The sequence below is a fragment of the Rhodomicrobium vannielii ATCC 17100 genome (assembly GCF_000166055.1).
Lineage (GTDB): Bacteria > Pseudomonadota > Alphaproteobacteria > Rhizobiales > Rhodomicrobiaceae > Rhodomicrobium > Rhodomicrobium vannielii.
Genome location: NC_014664.1, coordinates 2,149,610 through 2,170,717, shown reverse-complemented (window position 1 = coordinate 2,170,717; position 21,108 = coordinate 2,149,610). Strand labels below are relative to the sequence as shown.

Here is a 21,108-nt window from a genome sequence, read left to right as displayed (position 1 = left end):
CGCGGGGCTTTTTTTTCGCATTAACGCGTCAGCTGCGCCGCCAGCGCGGGCGGCAGGCGTAGCACGCGCCCCGACAGCGACAGCAGCACGCATTGCACCTCAAGCTCGAACACACGCTCGCCGCCGCGCAGGATATGCTGCGTGAGGATGATCGTCGCCTTGGTGAAGGTGCCGTAGTCCGTGTGCACCTCAAGTTCCTCGTCGATGCGGGCGGCGCGCAGAAATTCAGCCTTGAGGCGACGCACGGCGAACACCGAGGGCTCGCCCGTCAGCGATCCATCCGCCAGTTTGTTATGATGCACGCCGAGAAGGCGCAGGAAATCGGAGCGCCCGCGCTCGCACCAACGCAGGTAGGTCGCGTGGTAGCAGCTGCCGGAGAAATCGGTGTCCTCGAAATAGACGCGCACGGGTAGAACGTGGCCTGCTTCGCCGACGCGGCCCGAAAGATCGGGCCAGTTCGTGCCTTGTCGCGGAGCTTCGGTCATGCGGTCCCCCGGATTGCAAACGCCGCGCACTCCGCCGCCCCTACGTCTGTCCAAAATCCGTACACTGCCGTCTCCGCCGCCGAACGCGCTTTCTGCCCGCTACGCGCCACCTCCACAAAAAGTAAGGCGGGTCCATGGCAGAACCCGCCTTGCGACAAAATTTAGCTCGGGCTTGGCTTCAGGCTGCGCTTCTGTTGATCCCGCCCATCGCCATCTTGTTCAGAAGAGCATCCGTTTCCTTCTCCTCTTTCAGCGTCTGCTGGAGAAGCTTCGCGGCCTCGGGCATGCCAAGCTGCTGCGCCCACGCACACAAGGTGCCGTATCGCGCAATTTCGTAATGCTCGACGGCTTGGGCGGCCGCGATCAGACCGGCGTCCATCACCTCGCCCGGCTCCGTCTCGCTCATGACTTCCTTGCCCTCCTCGACCAAGCCTTCGATAGCCTCGCAGGTCTTGCCGCGGGCCGACTTGTCGAGCATTTCAAACACCTGCTGGAGCCGCTCGACCTGGCCTTCCGTCTGATCGACGTGAAGCTGGAAAGCCTTTTTCAGTTCGGGCGTGGTGGCGTGTTTCGCCATTCTGGGAAGCGCTTTAAGGATCTGCTTTTCGCCGTGATAGATGTCCTGTAGCGTCGCGTAGAACAATTCGTTCAGGTTTTTTGCAGTTGGCATGACGGGTTTCCTTCCTTTTGCTTGCGGGCTAACGCCGTGAAAGAGAGGGCGCAAGGCCCTCTCCCAAGTCGATATTAGCGACTGGTGTTGCCGCCCATGATGCCTCCGCTGCTCGACCCATGGCGCTGGAAGCTCGGCGCGTTGCTGAGGTCTTCCTTGCTCATGTTGAGAGTGACGCGATCCGGTGAGATGCCGCCGTTTTGTTTGAGATGATTGTAGTCCACCGCGACGTTCTTCTCGCCGAGGCCGAGAAAGCCTCCGACACCGACCACGACTGCGGCAATGCGACCGTCCTTATCGATCACGAGGTCGTTCAGGTTGCCAATGGACTCGCCACTGGAATTATAGACATTCTTGTTCCAGAGATTGGCGACAAGCCATTGATCGGGGCCTTGCGTCTGACGGAAGCGCTCGGACGAGCCCATGCGATCGCTATCTCGCATCTGGCCCTCTGTGCCTTTCTGGCCCTGTGTGCCCTGTGTGCCCATCTGGCCCTGCGTCGTCTGCGCCGTTCGATCGCGGCTGGCGCGGTTCGACTCTTCTGCGCGCATCGCGCCGGGATCGCCGGGACCGCGCGTTCCGAGGCTGGACCCCGCGTTGCCGGGGGGCGAGGATTGCTGCACCTGCGGGGAAGCCTGCTCAGCCTGAGCCGCCGTCGCGAGCAACAGCACTGCCGCCGCCGTGGTAATACACTTCATGGTCGGGTTCTCCGTTTTGATGGATGGTCCTTCACGAACGCTCAAGAGCCCGTGAAGTTCCTGCGTCCGAAACAGGAACGGGCCTCATCGCGCCGTGTTCTACTGGCGTTTCCAACAACAGGAGTAAGACGATGAAGGGTGTTATGCTTTGGGCAATAGGGCTGCCGATTCCGCTTATCATACTTGGCTATATCTTCGGCTGGCTTTAAGCTTCTTGAGCGTGGCCTTATGCTGTCGATGTTTTCAACTATATTTACAGAAGAACTCGAACGCATTCGCGCTCAATCCCTTTGATAACGCGGTTTTTCGGTGTCAACGCGCGGTGGTTTCTTGCTAAGAAGCATGCATGAACGTTCTTCTCATCGGCGGCGGTGGTCGCGAACATGCGCTCGCTTGGAAGCTCACGCAGAGCCCGGCGCTTGGCACCTTTTATTGCTCGCCCGGCAATGCGGGCATCGCGCAAATTGCGGCCCCCGGGCCGACCAACCCTGACGATTTCGCGCAGGTGGCCGAATTCTGCCGCGAGGCGGCAATCGACCTCGTGGTTGTCGGCCCCGAAGCGCCGCTGGTGGCAGGTCTTGCGGATTATCTCCGCGCCGCCGGGCTTGCGGTTTTTGGCCCATCGGCCGCCGCCGCGCAGCTTGAGGCGTCGAAGTCCTTCACGAAGGCCGTCTGCGACGAGCGCGCCATTCCTACCGCCGCCTACGGCCATTTCGTGAGCCGCGAGGAAGCGATGGCCTACGCGCGAGCAAAGGGTGCGCCGCTCGTCGTGAAGGCGGACGGCCTCGCAGCCGGCAAGGGCGTGACCGTGTGCGAGACGCTTGCCGAGGCTGAAGCCGCCGTGGCGTCCTGTTTCGATGGCGCGTTTGGCGAGGGCGGTTCCTCCGTCGTGATCGAGGAAAAGCTCATCGGCGAGGAAGCGAGCTTCTTTGCGATCTGCGACGGTACGCGAGCCGTGCCGTTCGGGAGCGGCAAGGACCACAAGCGCGCGTTCGACGGCGACGAGGGCCCGAATACCGGCGGCATGGGCGTCATTTCGCCCGCGCCGCAGATGACGCCCGCGCTTTCAGAATGCGTGATGCGCGAGATCGTGACGCCGACGCTCGACGCCATGGCCGCGCGCGGAACGCCGTTTCAGGGCGTGCTCTATGCCGGGCTGATGATTACCGCCGATGGTCCGAAACTCATCGAATACAATGTGCGCTTCGGCGACCCTGAATGTCAGGTGCTGATGCTTCGCCTGAAGTCCGACCTTCTGCCGATCCTATACGCGGCAGCCAAAGGCGATCTTTCTGGCGTGGCGCCCGAGTGGAGCGACGAAACCGCGATCACTGTGGTGCTGGCGGCGGAAGGCTATCCCGGCGATTACGAGAAGGGCAGCGTCATTCGTGGGCTGAACGCAGCGGGCGCGCTTCCGGGCGTGACCGTGTTCCATGCCGGAACGAAACGCGGCGCGGACGGCGTGGTTCTGGCCAATGGCGGGCGCGTGCTGAATGTGAGCGCGCTGGGCCGCGATGCGACGGAGGCACGCGCGCGCGCCTATGCTGCGGCGGCGGCCATCGACTGGCCCGAGGGGTTCTATCGCCGCGACATCGGGCTGCGATAAACAATGCGGCGAATCTCGACGGGGTGATTGAGCGCGCGTAACCGCACCAAACGTATGCGCCGGAGCGCCAGGAGGCGGCGCGCGGTATCGCCCTCTCGGCGTTCACAGCTTTTCCCCCACGCTCTTCATTTCCATTTTCGACTCCGCACCGTGCGCGGGGTACAGTTCCGCTCTGACTGATTGAGCGCGGAGTGGTCGCGCAGAAGCGGGAGGGAGGCGAGCTTATGACGAAACCGGGCTTCATCCACCTCCACGTTCATTCCGCCTATTCGCTGCTTGAAGGCGCGTTGCCGGTCAAGGCGCTCATCAAGGCCGCCGCCGCCGATGGCCAACCCGCGCTCGCCATCACCGACCGCAACAATTTGTTCGGCGCGCTCGAATTCTCCGAATACCTGTCGGGCGAGGGCATCCAGCCGATCATCGGCTGTGCCTTGACGCTTGCGTTCCCCGCACCCGCCGACGAGACGCCGCGCCCAGGCCAGCGGCCCGACGCGCATTCGGGAACGATCGTGCTTCTGGCGAAGGACGCGGAGGGCTATGGCAACCTGATGCGGTTGTCGAGCCGGGCGTTTCTCGACTCGGGCGACGGCTCGAACCCGCATGTCGAGGTCGAGTTTCTGGTGGAGCACGCGGGCGGCCTGATCGCGCTTTCGGGCGGGCCGGACGGGCCGGCGGATCGCGCCTTCGCTGCCGGAAACGCCGCCATAGCCGAAGCGCGCCTCGCCACGCTGGCGGAGGCGTTCGGCAACCGCTTCTATGTCGAAATCCAGCGCCACGGGCTTGCCCGCGAGCGCGCGGTGGAGCCGCAGCTTCTGCGCTGGGCCTACGATAATGGCGTGCCGCTCGTCGCCACCAACGAAGCCTATTTCCCGAAGCGCGCCGTCTTCGAGGCGCATGACGCGCTGCTTTGCATCGCCGAGGGTCGCTACGTTGCCGAAGACGACCGCCGCCGCCTCTCGCCCGATCATTGGCTGAAGCCGCAAGCCGACATGGTGAAGCTGTTTGCGGATTTGCCCGAGGCGGTCGCGAACACCATCGAGATCGCGCAGCGCTGCGCGTTCCGCCCGCGCCCGCGCAAGCCGATCCTGCCGCAATTCGTGGCCGGCAGCGAGGACACGCACGAGGCTGAAGCGGCGGAGCTTCGTCGGCAGGCAATCGCTGGACTGGAACACAGGCTCGCAACGATCCCGGCCCATTTCCACGCCGCCAGCAAAGACGAATATTTCAAGCGTCTCGAATTCGAACTCGACGTCATCACGCGCATGAAGTTCCCCGGATACTTCCTGATCGTGTCGGACTTCATCAAATGGGCGAAGGCGCAGGGCATTCCGGTGGGACCAGGGCGCGGCTCGGGCGCTGGCTCGGTCGTCGCGTGGTCGCTCACCATCACCGACCTCGACCCGATCCGCTTCGGTCTGCTGTTCGAGCGCTTCCTCAACCCGGAACGCGTGTCGATGCCAGACTTCGACATCGACTTCTGCCAGGATCGTCGCGACGAGGTGATCCAGTACGTGCGCGCGAAATATGGCTCGAACCGCGTCGCGCAGATCATTACCTACGGTAAGCTTCAGGCGCGCGCGGTGCTGCGCGACGTGGGGCGCGTGCTGCAAATGCCCTACGGGCAGGTGGACCGCCTCTGCAAGCTCGTGCCGAACAATCCGGCGAACCCGGTGACGCTCGCGGAAGCGATCGAGGGCGAGCCGCAGCTTCAGGAGGCGCGCGACCGCGAAGAGATCGTGGCGCAGCTTCTCGACACGGCGCAGAAGCTCGAAGGGCTGTATCGTCACGCTTCGACGCACGCGGCGGGTGTGGTGATCGGCGACCGTGACCTCGTGGAGCTTGTGCCGCTCTACCGCGATCCGAAATCCGACATGCTCGTCACCCAGTTCAACATGAAGTGGGTGGAGCAGGCGGGCCTTGTGAAGTTCGACTTCCTCGGCCTGAAGACGCTGACCGTTCTGCAGAAGGCGTGCGCGCTGCTCGAAAAGGCGGGCAGGCCCATCGACCTCGGTCATCTGCCGCTCGACGACCGGCCCACTTACGAAATGCTGGCGAAGGGCGACACGGGCGGCGTGTTCCAGCTCGAAAGTACGGGCATGCGGGAGGCGCTGCGCAAGCTGAAGCCAGACCGCTTCGGCGACATCATCGCCATGGTAGCGCTGTATCGCCCCGGCCCGATGGACAACATCGAGACATACGTCAACCGCAAGCACGGCATTGAGGTGCCGGACTATCTGCATCCGCTCGCGAAGCCGATCCTCGAAGAAACCTACGGCGTCATCATCTATCAGGAACAGGTGATGCAGCTCGCGCAGGTGCTGTCGGGCTACAGCCTCGGCGAAGCCGACCTGCTCCGCCGCGCCATGGGCAAGAAAATCAAGGCGGAGATGGACGCGCAGGGCGCGCGCTTCGTGAAGGGTGCGCTTGAGAAGGACATTCCAGAAGCCCGCGCGCGCTACATCTTCGAGCTTGTGGCGAAGTTCGCAGGCTACGGCTTCAACAAGAGCCACGCAGCGGCTTATGCGCTGATCGCCTATCAGACGGCCTACCTGAAGGCGAACCACGCGCAGGAATTCATCGCGGCGTCGATGACCCTCGACATGGCGAATACCGACAAGCTCTACGCCTTCACGCGTGAAGCGAAGCGCAATGGCCTCGCGATACTGCCGCCCTCGGTCAACAAGTCGGCGGTCGAGTTTGAGCCCGAGGGCGACAATGCCATTCGCTACGCCCTTGCAGCCCTCAAGAATATGGGGCACGCAGCCGCAGCGCATATCGTGGAGGCACGTGGCGACAAGCCTTATCGCGATCTCGCCGACTTCATGCTTCGCATCAACCCGAAGGCGTTGAACAAGCGCGGCATCGAGACGCTTAACGCGGCGGGCGCATTCGAGGACATGGAGACGAACCGCGCGAAGGTGGCGAAGAACCTCGACAGGCTGGTGGAGTTCGGCTCGAAGGCCGCCGAGGACCGCGCGCGCGGTCAAGAGGACATGTTCGGGGGCGGGATCGCGGGCAGCCCCGCACCGCGCCTCGACCTCGCGGATGCGCCGGAATGGAGCCTCGTCGAAACGCTCGAAAACGAGCTTGGCGCGGCGGGCTTCTATCTTTCAGGGCACCCGCTCGACGACTTCACCGACCAACTCGCGCGCATGAATGTGCTGAAATGGAGCGACTTTTCGGCGCGCGTGCAGGCGCATGGCCGCGCCGAATCGCGCCTCGCGGCCACCGTCACCTACCGGCAGGACCGCAAGGCCAAGTCCGGCAACCGCTTCGCGTTCGCGGGCTTTTCCGATCCGACGGGGCAGTTCGAGGCCGTCATCTTCTCCGACACGCTGAACGTCGCGGGCGACAAGCTCGAAGCGGGCAAGAATGTGCTCGTCCATGTGGAGGGCGAGGCCGACGGCGAGGCGATCAAGGTGCGCGTGCAGGCCGTTCAGGCGCTCGACGAGGTGCTCGGCAAGATTACGAAGCAGGTGTCCATCACCGCGACAGAGCGCTTGCAGGTGGCCGAACTCGTGAAGCATCTCGGGCGCGAGGGCGGCATTCAGGTCAATCTCGTGGTGCAAATCCCCGAGGCGCAGAAGGCCGTGGAGTTCAAGCTTGGCGATAATTTTTCGATTACCGCGCGCCAGCTCGCCACGCTGAAGACGCTGCCGGGCGTGTTGCAGGTGGGGTAACGGCGCTGTTGCTGGCAGCGCGCGGCAATGCGGTAAAGCTCCCGCATTCGTTTTTGAAGGCGCGCTCACCATCGCCTCCTCGAAGCCGAGGGCTATTCCACATAGTGGGGTGCGAGCTTTCTGCTCGCGGCGCGGTCGGCCCCTATCAAAATGTAAATTCGACCGCCAATTTACCGAACAGGTTGCGCCTAGCCTGCTCGGTCCAAATGAAGCCCCACCTGCGCTCTGACGGTTCCCGTTACGAGAACCGCCGCTCGAGGCATGCCTTACACCGAAAGCTTCGCCACATACCCCGGAAGCGCGAACGCCGCCTTGTGAACGTCCGGCGTGTAGTATCGCGTGGGAATCCCCGAAGCCGCATGCCGCTTCGCGATCTCCTCCAGCGGCGTGTCGCGCAGGCTCGTGTCGTTCGAAGCCCAGGCCAGCGCGAACGGCCCGCCGAAATAGGTCGGCTGGTCCACGAGATACGTCGCACGGTCGGCGAAGATCGTGCTGAACAGTTCCATCGTGCCGCGCAGATGGTCCGGGTGCATGAATGGCAGGCCGTTCTGCGTGATGAGCACGCCCGGCTTGTTCAGCGCCCGCGCGCACCCCTCGAAAAACCCGCGCGTGAACAGCACGGCCGCAGGGCCGACCGGCTCGGTCGAGTCCACGATGATGGCGTCGAAGCGCTCGTCCGTCTCCGCAACATACTTCACGCCGTCGGCGATGATCACCTCCGCGCGCGGATCGTCGAACGCGCCTTGCGACACTTCGGGCAGGTGCTCCTTCGACAGGTCGACCACAGTGCGGTCGATGTCGACCAGCACGCAGCGCTCCACGCTCTTGTGCTTCAGCACCTCGCGCATGACGCCGCCGTCGCCGCCGCCAATGATGAGCACGCGCTTCGCACGCTCCGCGCCGAGCGAGAACAGCGGCACATGGGACATCATCTCGTGATAGATGAATTCATCCGTCGTGCTGAGTTGCACGACGCCATCGAGCATCATGACGCGCCCGAAAGTCTCGTTGTCGAAGATGATCAGATGCTGGTGCTCTGTCTGGTTCTCGTACAGCACGCGATCCGCCTTGAGCGCACAGCGAAAATTCGGATGTAGTGTTTCTTCGACCCAGCGCGTCATGTCTTGTCTCCCGGCGCGTACCCGCGCTTGAAAGCCAGGTTCTTGGTCGTCAGAACCTGAACGGTTTCACTTTTCTGATTTGTCGTTTCCATGCGGAAGGTGATGATCGCCTGGTTCGGCTTCGAAGCCGAGGGCGTGACGTCGATCACTTCGCATTCAACGGACAGTTCGTCGCCGGGACGCACCGGCCTCGTCCACGAAACCTCCGCGCCGAAGCCTACCCAGCCGCCCGCCATCGCCGGACCATTCTCGACCAGCAGGCGCATCGTCAGGCCCAGCGTGTGCCATCCGCTGGCGGCCAGGCCTTTAAAAATGCTATGCTTCGCCGCTTCCGGGTCCGTGTGGAACGGCTGCGGATCGAATTCTTTCGCGAAGGCGATGATCGCCTCCTCGGACACCGGGATTGGCCCTGCGGCGAACCGCCTTCCGATGTGAAAGTCTTCCAGATAAAGCAAAGTCTCAGGCATCGACAATCGCTCCCGCCCCTCGTTTGCTCTGGAAAATAGACTGGCGATGCGCGCGCTACAACTGGCGCGACGCATCGACTTGTGGACCGCGCCGGAAAGCGCGGTCACAGATGTGTGGCAACGGTTCGTTGCGGAAAAAGGAAACGCCCCGTCGTGCGGGGCGCCTGGAAGGCGGAATTGCCTCGCACGAGGCGAGGCTCCGCGGCCGCGCTTACGCGGCGAGTTTCATCTGCGTGGCAGCTTCCTGGCCGCGCAGGATCTCCTTGACGATGATCTCGTCCGGTTCGAACGCTTCCCGGATCACTTCGACCGCCAATTGGGGCTTGGCATGGCCGCACATGAAAAGATCAAGTGCCGCATAGCCGTATTCCGGCCAACTGTGGATCGAAATATGCGATTCGGACAGCACCGCCACCCCAGACACGCCGCCATTGGGCGTAAAATGATGCAGGTGGATATGCAGGAGCGTAGCTCCCGACACCTCGATGCACCGCCTGAAGGTTTGTTCGATGTGGTCGATATCGTCCAGCCGAGTGCCATTCAGCACGTCGACCAAGAGGTGCGTTCCGGCGAATCTCACGCCGTTGCGCTCACAGAAATAGTCTTTACGATCCTCGCCGTCCGTATGCGTGACGACAAGGGCATGCTTTTCTTCCGTTTGGGCGGTGCTTGAACCTCGATCCAAGTCCATCCCCAATTGGAAGAGGGCGTCATGGAATGCCATGATGGCGTCCTCCCCAACCAGTAGATGTCCAGATGTGAACAGGGGGGGTATTTGCATCGCATTGCCCCCCAATTCAAGAGAAAAATTGCATTCGGCCCCAAAATATTTGCCGCAGATGTTTTTGGGGGATGCCTCGAAAGGCACGTCGTCCGGCCATTTTCGCTAACACTCTAATATTGCTAAAGCTTTTTTGGGGCCTCTTTTGGAGCGGCCTTGAGCGGAGGCGACGGGTTCTTTTGAGGGGCCGCGCCCGCAACATCCGAAAAATATTTCTCAATAACTCCGCTTTCGAACGGCAATATTCTAATCACCCGAACTGGTTGTGGGTTTCGTGGCGGCGGCACGGCGAAGACGATCGTTGATCGCCTCGCCCAGCCCTTTGTCGGGGATCGGCATGACTGCGATGCGCCCGGGCTTCTCGGCGTCGAGTGCGCGCAGGCAGGCGAAAAGGTTCGCGGCAGCTTCACGGAGATCGCCCGCGCGGCTGAGGTTCATCGCGTTTTTCGGCGCGGCAGGGCCAAACCCCAGCAGGGTTTCCCCCGGCCGAGCCTCGGACGCATGGAGGCGCACGCTCGCATTCGGCGCGTAATGGCTCGCGAGCTGCCCCGGCGCGGTGACGCCGTCCCCCTCGCCGCGATCCGCGAGCGGCGCACCGAGCGCGGCTTCCACATCCTCTCGCGCGACGGCACCGGGCCGCAGCATCGTCGGGCGCGGCTTCAGCGCGACGATGGTCGATTCGAGGCCCGCGTCCGCCGCGCCGCCGTCGAGGATCATGTTCACGCGCGCGCCAATGTCTTCGGCGACGTGAGCCGCGCGAGTCGGGCTGATGCGCCCGGAGATATTTGCACTCGGCGCGGCAACGGGCACGCCCGCCGCTTCGAGGAGCGCGCGCGCCACCGGATGATGCGGCACGCGAATCGCCACCGTATCGAGCCCCGCCGTCACGAGATCGCTCAACGGCTGTTCGACATCGCGCCTCAACGGCAGCACCAGCGTCAGCGGCCCCGGCCAGAAGCGCGCGGCCAACGCGTCGGCTTCAGCGTCGAACACCGCGAAGCGCCGTGCGGCGTCGGCGTCCGGCACATGCACGATCAGCGGATTGAAGCGCGGGCGGCCCTTTGCCTCGAAGATGCGCGCGACTGCCACACCGTTGGTCGCGTCCGCGCCGAGGCCGTAAACCGTCTCCGTGGGGAAGGCCACGAGGCCCCCCGAACGCAGGATGTGCGCGGCCCTCTCGATCGCCGTTCCATCGGCGTTCTCGATCATCAGTGTTACCTTGTTCTGGAGCAATTCTGTTTAACGGGAGTACGTTTCAGATTAAGGTATTCATCTTGCGCCCTGCGGAAAACAGCAAAAACGAATGGGCGTGCCGACCCCGACTTTCCAGCCTGGAGGAGCCATGACTTATCGCGTCCCTGTCGCGGACATCGCATTCACGCTCGACCACATCGCGGGCTTCTCCCGGCTGATCGATGGCGGCCTTTTCGAAGACCTCGACATGGACACGGCGCGGGCCATTCTCGAAGAGGCCGCGCGGTTCGCGAACGAGGAACTTGCGCCGATCAACCGCGCGGGCGACACGCAGGGCGCGCGGCTCGTCGATGGCAAGGTCGTGATGCCCGAAGGTTTCACTGAAGCCTACCGGAAATGGGTCGAGGCGGGCTGGGGCAGCTTCACCGCGCCGAAGGAGCACGGCGGCCAAGGCTTGCCTGTCTCGCTCGGCATGGCCGTCGCCGAGATGTGGCACGGCGCGAACATGGCATTCGGCCTCAATCCGCTGCTGACGCAGGCGGGCGTTCACGCGCTCATCGCCCACGGCTCCGAACCCCTTCAGACGCAATATTTGCCAAAGCTTATCTCGGGCGAGTGGACCGGCTCGATGCAGCTCACGGAGCCGCAGGCGGGGTCCGATCTGCGCTTTCTCAAGACGCGCGCCACACCCGTCGGCGACGGCACCTACAAGCTCACCGGCACGAAGATCTTCATCACCTATGGCGAGCATCCAATGACGGATAATATTATCCATCTCGTGCTCGCGCGCATGCCGGACGCGCCTTTCGGCACCAAGGGCATCTCCCTTTTCGTCGTGCCGAAGTTCATCCCGAACGCGGACGGATCGCTTGGCGAGCGCAACGATGTCATGGCCGCGAAACTCGAACACAAGCTCGGCATCCACGGCAGCCCCACCTGCGTCATGAATTTCGGCGATCGGGGCGGCGCTACGGGCTGGCTCGTCGGTGAGCCGAATGGCGGCCTGAAAGCCATGTTCACGATGATGAACGAGGCCCGGCTCGGCGTCGGCATCCAGGGTGTCGGCATCGGCGAGCGCGCGTTCCAGCAGGCGCTCGACTATGCGCGCGACCGCAGGCAGGGCGCGCCCGAGAGCGGCGGCGCGGCGGATGCGTCCGTCGCCATCATCGAGCACCCGGACGTCGTGCGCATGCTGCTCAACATGAAGTCGAAGACCTCCGCAGCCCGCGCCATCGCCTACACGACCTCGGTTGCCATCGACATCAGCCACCGTGCGGCGGACGCGAGCGAGAGGAAGCGCGCGGCGAACGAAGCGGCGCTGCTGACGCCCATCGCGAAAGCCGTTTCCACGGATTTCGGCGTCGAAACGGCGTCAGAAGGCATTCAGGTGCATGGCGGCATGGGCTTCATCGAGGAGACCGGCGCGGCGCAGCACTACCGCGACGCCCGCATCGCGCCGATCTACGAAGGCACGAACGGCATTCAGGCCATCGACCTCGTCACGCGCAAACTGCCGCTCGCGGGGGGCGAAACCTTCCGCGAATTCCTCGCCGGATTGAAAGAAACCGCGCGCGAGGTTGCCTCATCTAACGACGACGGGCTGGGCCACACGGGCGAATGTCTCTGGGAGAGCATCACCGCGCTCGAAGAAACGGGCGGCTGGCTGACGCGGCAACTCGCGGAGAACCGGGCCGCCGCGCTTGCCGGCGCGACGCCGTTCCAGCGACTGTTCGGCTTCGCGGCGGGTGGCGCGCTACTCGCCAAGGGCGCGCTTGCTGCAACGCGGGGCGGCGAGAGCTATGGCCGCAACGCGGAGGCTGTCGTCCTCGAAGCGCGGCACTTCGCCGAAAGTCTGATGGGCGAAACAAGTGGATTGAAACATGCTGTCACCCACGCACACGAAACGGTAGAGCGCGGCGGCGCAGTGCTTGGGGAGCGCTAGTGTAGTGACAGCAGACACTTGATAAACGTTGCTGCATGCACCCAATAACGTGCCTGCTGTCATAAACTGCACTAAGGTTCAATGTCTTGATAGTGCTCTTGAGGCGCATACGTTTGCCTGAGAGGATGCAGCAAGGTGGATCAAACGTATGCGCCAGAGCACTAGTCCGATGGCAGAGCATGTGACTGTCGCACGCGAAGGCGCGGTGCAGATCGTCCGCTTGAACCGCCCGGAAAAGAAAAATGCGCTCACGGCAGCGATGTATGCCGCACTCGGCGACGCGCTCAAGGCGGCGCGCGAGGACGCGGACATCGGCGCGACACTCGTGCTCGGCCACCCCGGCATCTTCTGCGCGGGCAACGACATGGCCGATTTCCTCGCCGCATCGCAGGGCGGCGGCATGCTCGCCGCCTACTCGCTGATCGAAGCGCTCGCCGAACACGACAAGCCGCTCCTCGCAGCCGTGGACGGCCCCGCCATCGGCATCGGCACGACGCTGATGTTCCATTGCGATCTCGTCTTTGCGAGCGAGCGGGCAACATTCCACACACCGTTCACCGATCTCGGCCTTCTTCCCGAGGCGGGGTCGAGCCTGCTCGGTCCGCGCACCATGGGACACGCGCGCGCTTTTGAACTGCTCGTCGCAAGCGCGCCGTTCGGCGCGGAGCGAGCGAAAGAGGCGGGCATCGTCAATCACATCGTCGCATCGGAAGAGCTTGAAGCCGCCGTGCGCGCATCCGCCGAAGCAATCGCGAAGAAGCCGCGCGAGGCCGTGCGCATGGCAAAGCGCCTGCTTCGCGGCGATCCAGCTCCGCTCAAGGCACGCATGCAGGAGGAAGGTGCGCTTTTTCTTGAGCGCGTGCGATCGGACGAGGCCAGACAGGCGTTTATGGCGTTTCTACAGAAAAGCGCACGGTGACCGGGCCGGAAGGCCAGATAATTGTCTTCGCGAAGACCGCCTAAACGGGGCGGACCAATAAAAAAGATGATACAAGAACGCTAAGCAGGGGCAGTGGTTATGGGAACGCTCACCAGGAAAACCCTCTTCATCACCGGAGGCAGCCGCGGCATCGGCCTCGCGATTGCGCTTCGCGCGGCGAAGGACGGCGCGAACATCGCCATCGCGGCCAAGACCTCCGATCCGCATCCGAAGCTGCCCGGCACGATCTTCACCGCCGCCGCCGAGATCGAGCAGGCGGGCGGCAAGGCGCTGCCGATCCAGTGCGACATCCGTCATGAAGATCAGGTGCAGGCCGCCATCGATCAGGCCGCGCAACATTTCGGCGGCATCGACATCGTCATCAACAACGCAAGCGCCATCAGCCTGACGCCCACCGAGCAGACGGACATGAAGCGCTACGACCTCATGCATCAGATCAACGGGCGCGGGACGTTTCTCGTCTCGAAGACCGCCCTTCCCTATCTGAAGCAGGCCGAGAACCCGCACATCCTGATGCTGTCGCCGCCGCTCGACCTGAACCCGCGCTGGTTCGGCGGCCACGTGGCCTACACCGTCGCCAAGTACAACATGAGCCTTTACGTGCTGGGTCTTGCCGAGGAACTGAAGCGCGATGGGATCGCCGTCAACGCGCTATGGCCGCGAACCACCATCGCCACCGCCGCCGTGGCCAATCTTCTCGGCGGGGATAGCCTCATCCGCGCCAGCCGCAAGGCTGACATTCTCGCCGATGCTGCCTATCTCATGCTGACGAAGCCCTCACGCGAGTTCACCGGAAAATTCTGCATCGATGACACACTGTTGTGGGAGAACGGCAGGCGAGAATTCGATCATTATCGTATCGACCCAAGCGAAGACCTTGCGCCAGACTTCTTTATCCCCGAAGACAGCGTGCCACCTGTCTCGCTGAAGGCGCTGGTCGGCAAGAAACCCGGTTAAGCCGAAGCCCATGTCCACTCTTCTCGTCACGCATAGCTCGTTCCTCCATCACGACACGGGGGAGTGGCACCCGGAGCGACCCGATCGCATCCGCGCCATCGAGCGCGCGCTTTCGCATCCCTCCTTTCAGGATCTCTTGACGGTCGAGGCACCGCTTGCCACGCCCGAGCAGATCGTGCGTTGCCATCCGCGCGCCTATTTCGATTTCCTCGAAACGCATCAGCCGAAAACGGAACTCGTGCCGCTCGATGACGGCGACACGATGCTTTCGCCGGGAAGCTGGGAGGCGGCGCTTCGCTCGGCGGGCGCGGCAGTGTATGCGGTGGACGAGGTGATGCAGAAGCGCGCCACGAACGCGTTTTGCCTCGCACGACCGCCTGGCCATCACGCCGAAATTGCCAAGGCGATGGGGTTCTGCCTTTTCAACAACGCGGCGGTGGCGGCTTTCCATGCGAAGGCCGTGCATGGGGCCGAGCGCGTCGCGGTGGTCGATTTCGACGTCCATCACGGCAATGGCACGCAGGCGATCTTCTGGAACCATGCCGACATGTTCTATGCCTCGACGCACCAGATGCCGCTGTTTCCGGGTACGGGCGGCATCACCGAGCGCGGCGAGGCGGAAAATATCTGCAACGCGCCGCTTCGCGCCGGCGACGGCAGCGATGAATTCCGCGAGGCGTTCGAGTCCGTCGTGTTGCCGTCGCTGCGCCGGTTCTCTCCCGACCTCGTCATCATTTCGGCGGGCTTCGACGCGCATCGAAGCGATCCGCTCGCGAACCTGAACCTCTCGGAGCCCGATTACGCCTGGGTAACGCGCAAACTTGTGGATGTGGCGCGGGAACGGTGCGGCGGACGGGTCGTTTCGGTTCTGGAAGGGGGATACGATCTCTCGGCGCTCGGCCAGTCGGCGGCGGCGCATGTCAAGATACTGCTGGAATCGTTTTGAGGAATAGCAATGCCAGGTGATCCGGCTTCGGCTCAGACAGCGGCACCCCGCCCCGCCTTCGCAGACATCAAGGCGATGAGCTTCGAGGCGGCCTTGAAGGAACTTGAACAGATCGTGACCCGTCTTGAGCGCGGCGATGTCGAACTCGAGCAATCGATCGACATCTACGAACGAGGTGAGGCGTTGCGCGCTCACTGCGACCAGCTTCTGAGACGCGCCGAGATGAAGGTGGAGCGCATCACGCTTGGCGCGCAGGGCCAGCCCACCGGCACGACGCCTTTGGATTCCGAGGTTTAATGCCGCAGAGACATTAGGCTGGTCTGAAAACAGCTTTTCGCTATGGTTGGCCTCAGCTGGCAAATTTTTCGCGTGAGCTGCCCTCATTTAAAGAAATGAGCAAAATGCACCCCGGCATAATGGATGCGCAATTCCGTTGCCGTGTTGCATCGGAGCAAATGTGGCGCCAGCTTCCATGATTGCGACGAAAAATTGCGTGGCTTTACGTCCCAAACGGCATACGTTACCCGCCGAGGACTCTGAAGGAAGTGTTTAAGTGACAATCAGCAACCGTACCCCGCTCCTTGACAAGATCAAGTTTCCCCAAGACCTTCGTCAACTGGAAGCCGATCAACTTCAGCAGGTCGCAGACGAACTCCGCACTGAGTTGATTGACGCTGTTTCCGTGACGGGCGGACATCTGGGCGCTGGACTTGGTGTTGTCGAGCTTACGGTTGCTATTCATTATCTATTCGATACGCCGCATGATCGCGTCATCTGGGACGTCGGTCATCAAGCCTATCCGCACAAGATCCTGACCGGCCGCCGCGACCGCATCCGCACGCTTCGCCAGCCGGGCGGCCTCTCGGGCTTCACCAAGCGCTCCGAAAGCGAATACGATCCCTTCGGCGCCGGGCATTCCTCCACCTCCATCTCGGCCGGTCTCGGCATGGCGGTTGCGAGCGACCTGAAGGGCGAAGATGGCGGCCGCAACGTCATCGCCGTCATCGGCGACGGCTCCATGAGCGCGGGCATGGCCTATGAAGCCATGAACAACGCGGGCGCGATGGACGCGCGGCTCATCATCATCCTGAACGACAACGACATGTCGATTGCGCCGCCGGTCGGCGCGCTGTCGAACTACCTCGCGCGGATGCACTCGTCCGAAACCTTCCTCAAGGTGCGCGACATCGCCAAGAACATGGCCCAGCGCCTGCCGAAGATCTGGGAGCGCCGCGCGGCCCGTGCCGAGGAATTCACGCGCCACCTGTTCACGGGCGGCTCGCTGTTCGAGGAACTCGGCATCTATTATGTCGGCCCGATCGACGGCCACGACCTCGACATTCTGCTGCCTGTACTGCGCAACGTCCGCGACTCCGCGCATAAGGGGCCCGTGCTGATCCATTGTGTGACGCAGAAGGGCAAGGGCTACGAGCCAGCCGAGAAGGCGCCAGACAAGTATCACGGCGTGACGAAGTTCAACGTCATCACCGGCGCTCAGGACAAGGTGAAGGCGAGCGCGCCGAGCTACACGAAGGTTTTCGCCCAGAGCCTGCTCGATGAGGCGCGCAAGGACGATACCATCGTGGCGATCTCCGCCGCCATGCCGGGCGGCACCGGCCTCGACCTGTTCGAGAGCGAGTTCCCCGAGCGCACGTTCGACGTAGGCATCGCCGAACAGCACGCCGTGACTTTCGCGGCGGGCATGGCGACCGAAGGGATGAAGCCGTTCTGCGCGATCTACTCCACCTTCCTTCAGCGCGGCTACGACCAGCTTATCCACGACGTTTCCGTGCAGCATCTGCCTGTGCGCTTCGCGCTCGACCGCGCGGGCCTCGTCGGCGCCGATGGCGCGACGCATGCGGGCACGTTCGACCTCGCCTTCCTCTGCTGCCTGCCCGACTTCGTGGTCATGGCGCCGTCGGACGAGGCGGAACTCAAGCACATGGTCACGACCTCCGTCGCCATAAACGACCGTCCGAGCGCGATCCGCTATCCGCGCGGCGAAGGCTACGGCGTCGAAATGCCGGCGCAAGGCTCGGTGTTGCCGCTCGGCAAGGGCCGCGTGGTGCGCGAAGGCTCGACGGTTGCGATCCTCTCGCTCGGCACACGCCTGCACGAAAGCCTGAAGGCTGCGGACAAGCTCGCCGCGATGGGTCTGTCGACCACGGTCGCCGATGCGCGCTTCGCAAAGCCGCTCGACCTCGATCTCATCCGCCAGCTTGCGCGCCACCACGAGGTGCTCGTCACCGTCGAGGAAGGCTCATGCGGCGGGTTCGGCTCGCAGGTGCTGGAATTCCTCGCGCGCGACGGCCTGCTCGATCATGGCCTCAAGGTGCGCCCACTGACCCTTCCCGACACGTATATCGACCACGGCAAGCCGGAAGCGATGTACGAGGCAGCGGGACTGAATGCCAGCGGCATCGTGGGCGCGGTCGTTGCGGCGCTCGGCACGTCCTCGGCGATCATCGTGGACGAGCGGGCTTAGCGGCCCAGTTCCGATCGGATTCCATCGCGATCCGATCGGTGGTGGACAGCTTCAAGATCGGATCGGATTGAGATTTGACGCGTTGCCACGGTCGTCCATCGCATCACACCACTTCAAATGAACAAGGGTCGGGTAACCGCCCTTTTTTCGATTTGGCGTTTGGAATGCGGCGCGCCTTCATGGTGGCGGACAATTGTCTTGCAAATCCGACGCCGCCAATCGGGGAGGCCCCTGGTCGGCGCACGCGTGGCGGGCCAAGTCGCTTTCCAACTCCTCGATCCGCTCTTCAACCCTGTCCGCCCAAGCGCGGCAGCCCGCAGTGCCTTACCACTCGGCTAACTCCCGGCTCGCCCTAATCGGCGCACGCGTGACGAGCCCTTCATTGATCCCTTGAGGATCTCGCACATCGACCCTCGGCCCGGCCAACCCCTATCGCCCAGGGCGGGCGCGGAGAAGCTTCCTCGTCTACCCGGTCGTCCCATCAGCAAGTTCGAACATCACCTCGTTGCGGCGCATGAAGGGCAGCGTCCACGGCGGATCGTAAAACGCCAGCACCGGCTCGCCCTTGATCGCGAGGCCATGCGTCTCCGCATAGCGGCGAAGTTCGTCGGTCCTCTCCCGGATGGCGTCGTCACCCGCGAAGCCCGAAAACCGGATCGCGAGAAAACGTCGCGGCGGGATCGGCTCCAGCCGCACGCGCGAATCGGACGGCGTGGGCAGCGTCTCCATCGTCCATGCTTTCGGCATGATGAAGCGCACGGTCCAGCTCTCCCCCCCCTCGCCGCGCGCGCCGCCGCCTTGCTGCGTAACCGGCGCGGTCATGGCAATCTTCTGCTTCTGCTGCTCAACCGGGGCCGTCATTTCGATCTTCGCCTTGGGCTGGTTGGCGCCGAAAATGTAAGCCGCGATCAGCCGGAAACCTTCGTTTATGGCTTCCCGGCGCTGGCCTTTGACCTCCGCTTCCGCTGCGATCAACGGGCCGTAGGCGCGCACTTCGACGTCGCCGTCCTGCTTTTCGATGCGAAAGTCGGGCTGCTCCACGCGGCTCATGGCCGGGCCGGCGACAACGGCCGCGACCGCCACCGCGCCCAGGCCAAACGCCGCCAACAGGATCGCTCTGTGCATGACACCCTCTCGTGCTGGCGGTCACCGGTTCTGCCGCCTCGATTGAGAATCCCGCACACCCCGATGTGTTCCGTCGCGCTTCCTTGGCACGTTGCCTCGCACGTGCGCGCGAGCTAACATCCGCGCGCACCCGTCCCGCGAGGCTTCATGAAAATCCTGACGCACCGGATCGAACTCTCAACGATCGACCCGATCGAGTTTATCGACATCACCGACGAGATCCGCAAATGGGTCGCTGCCATCGGCGCAAGGAGCGGCATCGTCTCGATCACCTCGTTGCACACGACCGCGCGCGTGAACGTGAACGAGAGCGAGCCGCAGCTTCAGCTCGACATGATTACGTTCCTCAAGCGGTTCGTGGCGCGCGACGGCAACTACCGCCACAACGATGTCGCTGTCGACGGCCGCGACAACGCGCATTCGCATCTCCTCGGCCTGTTCATGACCGAGACGGAAACGGTGCCGGTGGCTGACGGCGCGCTCGTCTTCGGGCAGTGGCAGTCGATCTTCTTCGTCGAACTCGACGGCCCGCGCGAGAAGCGCACGATCCACCTGCAATTCATGGGAGATGCGGCGTGACGCCGGACGACATTCAGGGCTTTTACGCGCGTCGCGGCGAGCTTGACGCGGAAGCCTATATCGAACTCGACTTCACCTTCGAATGTGCGGGCGACCCGCGCGAGGCGGCGGCGCATCTGTGCTCCGAGCAATCGACCGCGCAATGGCGGCGCGTCGGGGTGGACGAGGACTTCCGCCCGCGCTTCGCCGCGAAGGTGCTCGAGCTTGACGCGACGCCGCGCCCCAGCGGCTTTTCCGTCCAGATCGAGCACGCACCGAAGGGCGACGTTTTCGCCTGCCGCGCCACCATCGCGCATCCGCACGGCAATTTCGGCCCGAAGATCCCGAACCTCATCTCCGCCGTGCTCGGCGAGGGCGTGTTCTTCTCGCCCGGCATTCCGCTGATCCGGCTTGAAGACATCCGCTTTCCGGCGAGCTATCTCGCGGCGTTTCAGGGGCCGCAATTCGGCATCGCGGGGCTGCGCGAGAAATTGCAGGCGTTCGGGCGCCCGATCTTCTTCGGCGTCATCAAGCCGAACATCGGGCTACCGCCCGAGCCATTCGCGGAACTCGCCTATCAGGCGTGGCTTGGCGGCCTCGACATCGCAAAAGACGACGAGATGCTGGCTGATGTGGACTGGTGTCCGCTCGCCGACCGGGCAGCGCTGCTTGGTGCGGCGCGCGAGAAGGCCGAGCGAGAGACCGGCGTGCCCAAGATGTATCTCGCCAACATCACCGACGAGGTGGACCGGCTCGTGGATCTGCACGACCTCGCAGTTGCGCGCGGCGCGAACACGCTGCTCGTGAACGCCCTGCCGGTCGGCCTCTCCGGCGTCCGCATGCTGCGCAAGCACGCGCGCGTGCCGCTAATCGCGCATTTCCCGTTCATCGCCGCCTTCGCGCGCCTGCCGCAATACGGCGTGCACAGTCGCGTGTTCACGCGCTTGCAACGGCTCGCGGGCTTCGACGTGGTCATCATGCCAGGTTTCGGCGCGCGCATGATGATGCCCGAAAGCGAGGTGCTCGACTGCGTGCGCGCCTGCCTCGAACCGATGGGGTCGATCAAGCCCGCGCTTCCCGTGCCCGGCGGCAGCGACAGCGCGGCGACGCTCGAAGGCGTGTATCGCAAGCTCGGCACCGTGGATTTCGGCTTCGTACCGGGGCGCGGCGTGTTCGGCCACCCGATGGGGCCGCAGGGCGGGGCGGCTAGCCTGCGTCAGGCTTGGGATGCAATCTCTGCGGGCGTGCCCGTGGCGAGTGCGGCGGCGGAGCATGCGGAGTTGAAGGCGGCGCTTGCGGCTTTCGGTGGGAAGTAGCGCCGTTGAGAGCGCGCGCAGAAAACGGGGAGCCAGTGACGGCGAATAGAGCCGCCTCGCGCACCGCATTTGCCGAGGGGAACGGGCGATCTGCTATTGACCGGGAGCGCCCGCGCACCTATGGTCCTAAGGCGCGC

At 63.7% G+C, this 21,108-nt stretch carries 18 protein-coding genes; 10 read left to right on the top strand and 8 right to left on the bottom strand.

Translation table 11 applies throughout. The annotated features are described in order from the left end of the window. Positions 1–20: 20 nt before the first annotated feature. The 3 genes from RVAN_RS09980 to RVAN_RS18990 form a co-directional block, all read right to left on the bottom strand. The gene (locus RVAN_RS09980; RefSeq protein ID WP_041787453.1) at positions 21–485 is read right to left on the bottom strand and encodes a YbgC/FadM family acyl-CoA thioesterase; all 465 of its coding nucleotides are present in this window, start codon (positions 483–485) and stop codon (positions 21–23) included. Between the two features lie 178 nt (positions 486–663). After that, entirely contained in the window at positions 664–1,155 is a 492-nt protein-coding gene (locus RVAN_RS09975; RefSeq protein ID WP_013419607.1) for a ferritin-like domain-containing protein, read from the bottom strand. A 74-nt stretch (positions 1,156–1,229) separates the two neighbouring features. After that, complete coding sequence (locus tag RVAN_RS18990) at positions 1,230–1,853, bottom strand: PRC-barrel domain-containing protein (protein ID WP_013419606.1); 624 nt, start codon at positions 1,851–1,853, stop codon at positions 1,230–1,232. A 346-nt stretch (positions 1,854–2,199) separates the two neighbouring features. Here RVAN_RS18990 and purD point away from each other — a divergent pair, with 346 nt between their 5' ends. Both purD and dnaE read left to right on the top strand, forming a co-directional pair. Further along, positions 2,200–3,459 carry a phosphoribosylamine--glycine ligase gene (gene purD / locus RVAN_RS09965; RefSeq protein WP_013419605.1) on the top strand — a complete coding sequence of 420 codons (1,260 nt, stop codon included), beginning with the start codon at positions 2,200–2,202 and terminating at the stop codon, positions 3,457–3,459. 224 nt (positions 3,460–3,683) lie between these two features. Further along, on the top strand, positions 3,684–7,139 hold the full coding sequence (dnaE, locus tag RVAN_RS09960) for a DNA polymerase III subunit alpha (protein ID WP_013419604.1): 3,456 nt from the start codon (positions 3,684–3,686) through the stop codon (positions 7,137–7,139). A 266-nt stretch (positions 7,140–7,405) separates the two neighbouring features. On the opposite strand, the gene speE is transcribed toward dnaE, so the two are convergent. From speE to RVAN_RS09940, 4 genes are all read right to left on the bottom strand, one after another. Then, the gene (gene speE, locus RVAN_RS09955; RefSeq protein ID WP_013419603.1) at positions 7,406–8,260 is read right to left on the bottom strand and encodes a polyamine aminopropyltransferase; all 855 of its coding nucleotides are present in this window, start codon (positions 8,258–8,260) and stop codon (positions 7,406–7,408) included. Continuing rightward, complete coding sequence (locus RVAN_RS09950; RefSeq protein ID WP_342410969.1) at positions 8,257–8,835, bottom strand: MaoC family dehydratase; 579 nt, start codon at positions 8,833–8,835, stop codon at positions 8,257–8,259. Before RVAN_RS09950 ends, speE begins: the two co-directional genes overlap by 4 nt. A gap of 103 nt (positions 8,836–8,938) precedes the next feature. Then, on the bottom strand, positions 8,939–9,451 hold the full coding sequence (gene speD, locus RVAN_RS09945; protein WP_013419601.1) for an adenosylmethionine decarboxylase: 513 nt from the start codon (positions 9,449–9,451) through the stop codon (positions 8,939–8,941). Positions 9,452–9,754: 303 nt separating this feature from the next. Beyond that, a complete protein-coding gene (locus RVAN_RS09940; RefSeq protein ID WP_013419600.1) occupies positions 9,755–10,717 on the bottom strand; it encodes an L-threonylcarbamoyladenylate synthase in 963 nt (320 codons plus the stop codon). Between the two features lie 133 nt (positions 10,718–10,850). Here RVAN_RS09940 and RVAN_RS09935 point away from each other — a divergent pair, with 133 nt between their 5' ends. The 6 genes from RVAN_RS09935 to dxs all read left to right on the top strand — a co-directional run bounded on the left by RVAN_RS09935 (position 10,851) and on the right by dxs (position 17,972). Continuing rightward, complete coding sequence (locus tag RVAN_RS09935) at positions 10,851–12,644, top strand: acyl-CoA dehydrogenase (RefSeq protein ID WP_013419599.1); 1,794 nt, start codon at positions 10,851–10,853, stop codon at positions 12,642–12,644. Positions 12,645–12,813: 169 nt separating this feature from the next. Further along, complete coding sequence (locus RVAN_RS09930) at positions 12,814–13,563, top strand: crotonase/enoyl-CoA hydratase family protein (RefSeq protein WP_041787452.1); 750 nt, start codon at positions 12,814–12,816, stop codon at positions 13,561–13,563. Positions 13,564–13,662: 99 nt separating this feature from the next. After that, on the top strand, positions 13,663–14,541 hold the full coding sequence (locus tag RVAN_RS09925; protein ID WP_013419597.1) for an SDR family oxidoreductase: 879 nt from the start codon (positions 13,663–13,665) through the stop codon (positions 14,539–14,541). A 10-nt stretch (positions 14,542–14,551) separates the two neighbouring features. Then, on the top strand, positions 14,552–15,487 hold the full coding sequence (locus RVAN_RS09920) for a histone deacetylase family protein (RefSeq protein ID WP_013419596.1): 936 nt from the start codon (positions 14,552–14,554) through the stop codon (positions 15,485–15,487). 9 nt (positions 15,488–15,496) lie between these two features. Continuing rightward, the gene (locus RVAN_RS09915) at positions 15,497–15,784 is read left to right on the top strand and encodes an exodeoxyribonuclease VII small subunit (protein WP_013419595.1); all 288 of its coding nucleotides are present in this window, start codon (positions 15,497–15,499) and stop codon (positions 15,782–15,784) included. A gap of 256 nt (positions 15,785–16,040) precedes the next feature. After that, entirely contained in the window at positions 16,041–17,972 is a 1,932-nt protein-coding gene (gene dxs, locus RVAN_RS09910; RefSeq protein ID WP_013419594.1) for a 1-deoxy-D-xylulose-5-phosphate synthase, read from the top strand. 465 nt (positions 17,973–18,437) lie between these two features. Here dxs and RVAN_RS09905 read toward each other — a convergent pair whose 3' ends face one another. After that, entirely contained in the window at positions 18,438–19,097 is a 660-nt protein-coding gene (locus RVAN_RS09905; protein WP_013419593.1) for an SOUL family heme-binding protein, read from the bottom strand. Between the two features lie 147 nt (positions 19,098–19,244). Here RVAN_RS09905 and RVAN_RS09900 point away from each other — a divergent pair, with 147 nt between their 5' ends. Together RVAN_RS09900 and RVAN_RS09895 are read left to right on the top strand one after the other, a co-directional pair. After that, complete coding sequence (locus tag RVAN_RS09900; RefSeq protein WP_013419592.1) at positions 19,245–19,676, top strand: secondary thiamine-phosphate synthase enzyme YjbQ; 432 nt, start codon at positions 19,245–19,247, stop codon at positions 19,674–19,676. After that, on the top strand, positions 19,673–20,971 hold the full coding sequence (locus RVAN_RS09895; protein ID WP_013419591.1) for a RuBisCO large subunit C-terminal-like domain-containing protein: 1,299 nt from the start codon (positions 19,673–19,675) through the stop codon (positions 20,969–20,971). The genes RVAN_RS09900 and RVAN_RS09895 overlap by 4 nt, the downstream gene beginning before the upstream one ends. Positions 20,972–21,108: the final 137 nt, after the last annotated feature.

Bases quoted from the DNA above. Each gene is read 5' to 3' on its own strand.
- RVAN_RS09980 (WP_041787453.1), bottom strand. From the start codon at position 485: ATGACCGAAGCTCCGCGACAAGGCACGAACTGGCCCGATCTTTCGGGC.
- RVAN_RS09975 (WP_013419607.1), bottom strand. From the start codon at position 1,155: ATGCCAACTGCAAAAAACCTGAACGAATTGTTCTACGCGACGCTACAG.
- RVAN_RS18990 (WP_013419606.1), bottom strand. From the start codon at position 1,853: ATGAAGTGTATTACCACGGCGGCGGCAGTGCTGTTGCTCGCGACGGCG.
- purD (WP_013419605.1), top strand. From the start codon at position 2,200: ATGAACGTTCTTCTCATCGGCGGCGGTGGTCGCGAACATGCGCTCGCT.
- dnaE (WP_013419604.1), top strand. From the start codon at position 3,684: ATGACGAAACCGGGCTTCATCCACCTCCACGTTCATTCCGCCTATTCG.
- speE (WP_013419603.1), bottom strand. From the start codon at position 8,260: ATGACGCGCTGGGTCGAAGAAACACTACATCCGAATTTTCGCTGTGCG.
- speD (WP_013419601.1), bottom strand. From the start codon at position 9,451: ATGGCATTCCATGACGCCCTCTTCCAATTGGGGATGGACTTGGATCGA.
- RVAN_RS09940 (WP_013419600.1), bottom strand. From the start codon at position 10,717: ATGATCGAGAACGCCGATGGAACGGCGATCGAGAGGGCCGCGCACATC.
- RVAN_RS09935 (WP_013419599.1), top strand. From the start codon at position 10,851: ATGACTTATCGCGTCCCTGTCGCGGACATCGCATTCACGCTCGACCAC.
- RVAN_RS09930 (WP_041787452.1), top strand. From the start codon at position 12,814: ATGGCAGAGCATGTGACTGTCGCACGCGAAGGCGCGGTGCAGATCGTC.
- RVAN_RS09925 (WP_013419597.1), top strand. From the start codon at position 13,663: ATGGGAACGCTCACCAGGAAAACCCTCTTCATCACCGGAGGCAGCCGC.
- RVAN_RS09920 (WP_013419596.1), top strand. From the start codon at position 14,552: ATGTCCACTCTTCTCGTCACGCATAGCTCGTTCCTCCATCACGACACG.
- RVAN_RS09915 (WP_013419595.1), top strand. From the start codon at position 15,497: ATGCCAGGTGATCCGGCTTCGGCTCAGACAGCGGCACCCCGCCCCGCC.
- RVAN_RS09905 (WP_013419593.1), bottom strand. From the start codon at position 19,097: ATGCACAGAGCGATCCTGTTGGCGGCGTTTGGCCTGGGCGCGGTGGCG.
- RVAN_RS09900 (WP_013419592.1), top strand. From the start codon at position 19,245: ATGAAAATCCTGACGCACCGGATCGAACTCTCAACGATCGACCCGATC.